Raw genomic sequence first — 6,139 nt, forward strand, 5'->3', positions numbered from 1 at the left:
CCCGCATCCGCAGCGAACGCCAACGACGATGGGGCCAACCCGCCGCCCGCGCAGCCTGACCCCAACACCGTGAACGTTCGTGGTCAGAGCACTAGCTGCGCCGGCAGCACGCCGGCTGGGCTGGGCTGGGCATGGTTCGACCGGCGCCGCAACGACCTGCTGCGCGACACCGGCTGCGTAGCCGATCACGTGGTGCAGCACTCGATGCGGCCCCAGGACGCGCCAACCGGCACCCTCGCCGAACTCGACGACGAGGCCGGGCGTTGGCCCTCCCCTTGGCGGGAAGCCATCCGTGCCTGCGTACGCCGTCGCGGAGTCACCGGCACAACTTCGCGTGCGAATGCGAGCGTGGTGGCGCGACCGATCCCGTTCGCCGCACCCGTCACGAATGCGACCCTGCCCGTGAAGCTGCCGCCGGCCGTCCTGTCCATCGTTGGTTCGTTCCGGGTTGAGCTCACTCAGCGCGGTGTGTGCGCTGCCAGGGCGGCGGCCTTCCGGGGGGCGCAGCTCGTCAGGGGTTGAGGAGGGTCTTGATGGCGCGGCGCTCGTCCATCGCCCGGCACCCCTCGGCGGCCTGATCGAGGGGAAGGGTGAGGTCGAAGACCTTGCCCGGGTCGATCTGCCGGGTCCCGATCAGGTCGATCAACTCGGGCAGGAAACGGCGTACCGGGGCGGGGCCGCCGTGCAGGTGCACGTGGGAGAAGAACAGCTCCTCACCGGGCAGTTCGACGTCGTGGGCGACTCCGACGTAGCCGACGTGGCCGCCGGCACGGGTGGCCCTGATGGCCTGCATCATCGACTCCTGGGTGCCGACCGCCTCGATGACCGAGTGCGCCCCGAGGCCGTCGGTGAGGTCCTTGATCCGTGCGACGCCGTCGTCGCCGCGTTCGGTGACGATGTGGGTCGCACCATAGTGCGCTGCGAGCTTTTGGCGCGGCTCATGCCTGCTCATCGAGATGATGCGTCCCGCGCCGAGCTGCTTGGCCGCCAGCACGGCGAGTAGACCGACCGCACCGTCACCGACCACCGCGACGGTCTTGCCCGGGCCGACCTCGGCCGCCACGGCACCGAACCAGCCGGTGCCGAGCACGTCGGAGGCGGCAAGGAAGCTTGGGATCAGGTCGTCCGAGGGAATGTCCGGCGTGGCGACGAGGGTGCCGTCGGCCAGCGGAACACGCAGGTACTCGGCCTGGGCGCCGAGCCCGCCGACTGGCTCCCGGTGGATGCACGACGACTGGTAGCCGGCGCGGCAGATCGGGCATGTGTTGTCGGAGGCGAAGAACGTTTGGCGCGTCCTCGACCTAGTCGGTCAGCCAGGCCCAAAGCAACGGCATTGCACTCAGCCCAACACTCAGAGTGCGCCGAGGTCGATGGCCTCGGCCATTGCGCGGTAGCCTGCGTCTGACGGGTGCAGGTGGTCGCCCGAGTCGTACGGCGGGTTGATCTGTTGCGGGTCGGCCGGGTCACGCACCACCGCGTCGAAGTCGACGACGACGTCGAAGTCGCCGCTCGTGCGGATGAACTCGTTCACGGCCTGCCGCAACTTGTCCCGTTCCTCGGTGTAGGAGCGCCATCCCTTGATCGGCGTGATGGTTCCGACGGCGATCCGCAGCCCCTTCGCGTGTGCCTGGGCGGCGATGTGCCGCAGGGCGAGTTTCAGAGTCTCCGGGTCGGGGTGTTCGAGGTTGAGGATGTCGTTGACGCCCTCGAGCAGGATGACCGTGCGCGCCCCGGACGTGGTCAGCATGTCCCGGGACAGACGGGCGAACGCGTTCGGGCCACCGATCCCGGTGCCAGTGCTGCTATCCAGGATCCGGTTGCCGCTGATGCCGCTGTTGGCAACGCCGAGTTTGGTCGGTCCAGGCTGGGCGACCGAACAGCGCCGACGGCGAGCTTCGCGTTATGCCGTCCGAAAATGTGGTGCAGACGGCCGCCCATGGTCACCCCGGTGTCGGGGCGGCAGCCTGGGTGCTGCGTGACCTGGTGCCCGCTCCGGTCGCCATCGGTGTGGCGCGGGAGGGGCGACCCGACGCACTCGGCGTGGTATCTGAGAAACTTCAATTCGGCCCGCAACCTTGTAGCATGCGACGGACGACGGCCGGCAGCCGGAGCGCGGCTCTGGTACGACTAGGCGGGCGGCACCGCCGGGTTGGGCGGCCGCGGCGCCGGTCAGGCCGGGGCCGGGGTGAGAGAGGAACCTGCTCGGCGTGTTCCAGGAACCGGACCAGATTCGGATGACCGGCGGAGACTCCATTGGCGGGGCCTCAGGCGCCAAGGGCGGGGCGTCAGGCGCCGGGCCGCCGGAGGTGTGGGACGCGGAGCTGGCCAAGGCGATGCGGCACGTTGCCGTGTTGCGCACCGGGTTCTACGTTGTCGTGCTGCTGATCGCGCTCGGTGGCCAGGTGTCCGGGGCGATGGAAGGGCTCGGCATGCCGTGGTACGTCGCCCTTCCCGCGGTTGGGGCGTTAGAGCTGGGTGGCGTCGTGGTGCTCGCGAACGCTGACGTACGCCGTCGACTAGGCGAAGGGGCGATGCTGTCCCGGGTGCTGTCGGCCGGCATCGCCACCGCCGCGGTCGCCTTCAACTGGCTGGCTCACAGTAACCACCTCGAAGGCGGTTTCTACGCGGGAATGTCGCTGCTCGGTTATCTGGTGTGGCTGATGAGCAGCGAGAATCAGCGGCGGGATCGGCTGCGCGCCAGGCAGCAGCTGCCACCCACGACGCCGGGGTACGAACCGGTCGGGCATTGGTTGCGACACCCGTGGCTGACCCGCCGCGCCCGCTCGTTGGCCAAGGCCGATCCCGGCCTCGGGCTGTACGGTTCGCTCGACGCGGCCCGCGCGCAGATTCGCGCCGAGCGGCGGCAGGTGGCGCTCAGTAAGGTGTTGCGCCGCAAGATCAGCCGGGCACTGGACGCCACCACCGCGGACATCGCCCTGGCGGTGTACGACCTCGACGAGATCGCCCTGCGGCTGGCCGAGCAGGCGGACTACGACGGGCTCACCGCGCTGATCGCCGCCGATCTGGCACCTGCGCGTGTGCTGGCCGGGAACCTGCCGGCTGCTGGCCGCCGCCGGCGGTGGCGTCGGGCCGGGCACCCCGACCCCGTCGCATTAGCCTCGGCCGTGCGGCTGCTCGCCGACGCGCCGGAGCGGCTGTTGGCCCACGCCCCCGAGCCGCTCCTGGACGCGGCCCCCGTAGCCCCCGCGGCGGACGGGGCCTCCGGCGGCTCAGTGCGGCCAGAGCCGGCCGGAGACGCCGTGCAGCAGGCGGGAGACGGTGCCAAGGGCTCGGGATCGGAGCGGTCCCGGGCGGTGACGCCGGACCGTACCGACCGGCAGGTGGAGCGGTCCGAAGGCGCGGGCCAGCTCACCTCGACCACGGATCAGCCCGACCCGCTCCCCGCCTCGGACTGGGCGGCGCTGCACGCGGAACTCGCCCCGCTCCTGCCGGCAACCCCACCGCGCCGAAAGCCGCGCACCACAGCAGGCCGGTCCGCCACCAGCCGGGCGGAATCGCCGTCGACCACGGACGCGCCAGACTCCGTCGCGGAGCCGGCCGACGCGCCGCCGGCAACGACCCGCCGCGCGGCACCGATGCCGCGAACCGCGACGGGGCGGGCAGGTGTCGCCCGAGTCGCCGACCTGGCGGGCGAGCCGGGGCCGACTGCGGATGTCACGCGAGAGCTACCCCTGGTTGCTGGGCGGGACCTGCCGGATCTGGTAAGCACCGCGGCGAGCCGCACCACACCACCCGTCGCGGCCTCCGACGCGGTGGAGAAGGCCACCGAGCAAAGATCAGCGTCGCGAGCGCGGCAGGCCCCGGTGAGACGACGGGGACCCGCGACCGAACTCGGAGACCATCCGGCGTCGGTCGAACACCCTGTCGGCCGAGGCCGGTCGGTCCTGACGGAAAGATCCTCAACGGCCTGATCAACAAATACTCCTAGGCCGCGTAGCTGATACCGAGGAGGTGTGTTCGGCTTCCCGACGGCGCTTGATCATGAAGTTCGCACTCCTGCGGTCAGCCCCGCTGACAGTCCTACCATGACCGGCGCCGGTCACAGATCGGGCAGGAGTCCCCAGTGCGGATGGCCAGGTCAGCGGTAGCATCGCCAGGCGTACGGATCACCGGGATTCGATGTCCGTGCGTAGGCGCCCGAATCGTACGTGTCGCGGCAGGCGACGTCCATGTCGACGAGGGACGCGGAGAGAAGCCCCACGCATTGCCAACGGCCGTCATTGCGGGGGTCCGCTGAGCCTCCCGTGTACCGATCGCAGTACCGCTGGGCCATGTTCGCCACCCCGCGGCGGCTCGAGGGGCCGAGCAGGATTGGGCCCGAGCTGCGGGTCGGTGTCGGCGTGGCCGCGGTGGACGTCGGCGTGGCGGAAGGCGTGACCGACGGTGTGGCGCTGGGGGTGGCGGACGGCGTGACCGACGGCGTGGCGCTTGGCGTCGCGGAGGACCTGCGGGGTGCCGCGGAGGTTGGCGCCGTCGACGGTATCTCCGAGAGAGTAATCGGTTGCTCGAACGCGTCCGACGGGGTGGTGGCCGCCGATATCGGCAAGGTGCCTGCCGGCGGCCGGCCCGGCCCCCACGTGAATGCCAGAACGCATAGCAGCGCCCCCACCGCGAGCCCTCCGACCGGGATCAGCCAGCGCCGCCGCCGGCTGGCCCGCCGTGAGCGGGCAGCAACGTTCCGATGGTGCCTCCTTCGCGGCCGCCCCTCGTTCGCCCCTGGGTCCTGCGGGTCGGACTCCTCGCGGTGATACCCGTTGCGGCCGGCGTAATCGTGGTCGGGGTACTTCCCGTGGGGGTAGATCGCACCCGGTGCGGCATACCTTTCCAATTGCGCGCCGCGCGCGTCCTCGTGGACCGAAGTGGCATCCGTCGGTTCGTACGGCTCTTGGGCCCGGCGTTCTTCCCGATGGGCCTGGTCGTGTCCGTCGGACAGATAGGTATGGTCGGGCTCGTCGTAGGCCGGTTCGGGGTAGCCCAGCGGGTCTGACGGTTGGTAGGCATGCTCGTGCTGAGGGTAGGCCGCGTCGTACTGCTCGTACTCACCCTCGTACTGCGGGTCTGCCCGGTGCCTTGCGTGTCGCGCTTCGTGCTCCTGGTACGTGTCCGCGGGACGGTACGACTCCTCGTACTCGTCCGGCAGCTCCTCATGCCGTTGCGGCGCGGCAGCCTCCTGCCGCCTGTCCAAGGAGTCGGGTTCACCTACTGCCAGCCGCGACTGGCGAGAGATCCAGCTGTCTACGACACTCGCCGCGTCGTCGTGATCTTGGGCAGCCGCATCGGCCGAACCAGCCGTCGATTTCTCGGCCACGGTCGCCGGCCTCCTTGCAGGGCACAGGTGCGGACAGCTAGCCGACCTTACTCACCATCAGCCAAAAGTCCACCCGGCCGATGGCACGAACAGGCGGCAGGCGACTCCCGTTCGTGGCCCCGACCACCCGACAAGGTCTGGAGAATGCGTGGACGGATCGAGCGCAACGGTCGCGAGCGCGCGACCGTGAGGGCGCTGCCTTCGCAAGCGATCACTGCCAGCCAGTGGACAGTCGCCTGGCTGCCGGGGTTGTCAGCCGAAACGGGCGCTTGACACGGGATTTGGTAATGGTGGCGGGAGCGGCCAGTGCAGCGCCCGGGCCGGACACGAGCGCTGGCATCGCCCAGGCGCGGCTTGACGTTCTGGACGTGTGCGGCGACCTGTACGGTGACGCCCCTGGGTCGTAGAGAGCCGGCCCGACGCAGCGAACGGCCGGCCGGGTTTCGCCCGCCAGCCGCACCGCACGTCAACGAGGCCCCGGCAAAGCCATTGCGGAGGCCGGGAACGGCGCGATGGAACGCGACCCCGGCCCCCGCATTACTCAAAGTCCCAGCTCAAAGCAGGCCTCCGGTTAGGCGCCCAGGAGCCCGCCATCCACGCTGGCATGCGCGTCGCCGGTTACACCGAGGTCCCCCGCGATGCTGCCGATGCCGTGCAACGGGCCGCCCAGGTCACCGGTCACGCCACTCACGCCGAGCCCGCCGGTGCCGTCGAGAGTCTCGCCGAGGTCACCGGTGACGCCGCCAGCCAGGCCGGTCACGCCATGCACCGTGCCGCCCAGATCGCCCGTCACACCACCGACACCGAGCG

Annotated in this window: 4 protein-coding genes and 2 pseudogenes; 3 read left to right on the forward strand and 3 right to left on the reverse strand. The window is 70.6% G+C overall.

Annotated features, from left to right (window positions below; translation table 11 throughout):
* Positions 1-522, forward strand: a 522-nt coding sequence (locus ABZU69_RS35650; RefSeq protein ID WP_354968655.1) for a hypothetical protein, incomplete at its 5' end; no start/stop codon positions are given.
* On the opposite strand, the gene ABZU69_RS35655 is transcribed toward ABZU69_RS35650, so the two are convergent.
* The gene (locus ABZU69_RS35655) at positions 512-1,090 is read right to left on the reverse strand and encodes a zinc-binding dehydrogenase (protein ID WP_354968656.1); all 579 of its coding nucleotides are present in this window, start codon (positions 1,088-1,090) and stop codon (positions 512-514) included. The two genes, ABZU69_RS35650 and ABZU69_RS35655, sit on opposite strands and share 11 nt — an antisense overlap.
* A 261-nt stretch (positions 1,091-1,351) precedes the next feature.
* Positions 1,352-1,843: pseudogene (locus ABZU69_RS35660) on the reverse strand (GDSL-type esterase/lipase family protein); the annotation flags it as partial.
* A gap of 364 nt (positions 1,844-2,207) precedes the next feature.
* Between ABZU69_RS35660 and ABZU69_RS35665 the strand changes: the two are divergent.
* Together ABZU69_RS35665 and ABZU69_RS35670 are read left to right on the forward strand one after the other, a co-directional pair.
* Positions 2,208-3,932: a hypothetical protein gene (locus ABZU69_RS35665; protein WP_354968657.1), complete on the forward strand. Its 1,725-nt coding sequence runs from the start codon at positions 2,208-2,210 to the stop codon at positions 3,930-3,932.
* 360 nt (positions 3,933-4,292) lie between these two features.
* On the forward strand, positions 4,293-4,769 hold the full coding sequence (locus ABZU69_RS35670) for a hypothetical protein (protein WP_354968658.1): 477 nt from the start codon (positions 4,293-4,295) through the stop codon (positions 4,767-4,769).
* Between the two features lie 1,131 nt (positions 4,770-5,900).
* Here the strand turns inward: ABZU69_RS35670 and ABZU69_RS35675 are convergent.
* A pseudogene (locus tag ABZU69_RS35675) lies at positions 5,901-6,139 on the reverse strand (hypothetical protein); the annotation flags it as partial.

This window comes from Micromonospora sp. NPDC005206 (assembly GCF_040608175.1).
In the GTDB taxonomy this organism is placed as follows: Bacteria; Actinomycetota; Actinomycetes; order Mycobacteriales; family Micromonosporaceae; genus Micromonospora.